The 644-nt window shown below is 35.2% G+C and carries 1 protein-coding gene; it reads left to right on the top strand.

Annotated elements, in window-relative coordinates; translation table 11 throughout:
• On the top strand, positions 1-194 hold a 194-nt coding region (locus tag R8N49_RS27980), incomplete at its 5' end, for a hypothetical protein (protein WP_318190552.1).
• Positions 195-644: the final 450 nt, after the last annotated feature.

Genomic DNA, 644 nt, shown 5'->3' with positions numbered 1-644 from the left:
GTTCACACGATTTCATAGTGTGTGTAAAAAAGCCAACTTGTGTGTATGGCCATCAACACGGACAAACATCCACCACAAAAAGTCTGGTTACCCCTATTCATCCTGATATGGGAAAGAATGCCATGATAAGCCCATCTAAACATCACTCTCCAAGTAGATTTGTTTGTATTAAAAATATCATTAAAACAACGTAACTCAATGATAAATAAAAACACATTAACGTTAATGAGGGAAAAAACACTATTAGCCGCTCCACGACCCACCAATTATACTTCCTTGCCAGATTTTCTCATCAGATAAGAAATTCTTGCACCATCCTAGAGCCTTCATTAACCACCGCCATAGCACAACACTCACTTTTCTCAACTTTTGAGAAATACAGACAAAATACCAAATCAACCACCAAGCTGAGACAAAAAACAATATAACAGCCACTTATTAACCATTTATAACACACTAAAATCAACAACTTAAAACACAAAAGCATAATTGAGACCCAAAGCGAACACTTTAAATACAGCCCAAAAAACACTGTTTTATTGGTCAATTTAAAGTAAAAACAGCCAAGTTAAGTATGAGTTTTGAAAAGTTTTCTACAGATACGTTGATCAACAGCCAAAAACAGTGCTATATTTATCCCATCG

The organism is Vibrio sp. 1978, from assembly GCF_033344345.1.
The sequence above is the reverse complement of the archived record's forward strand: the minus strand, read 5'-3'. Positions and strand labels throughout refer to the sequence as shown.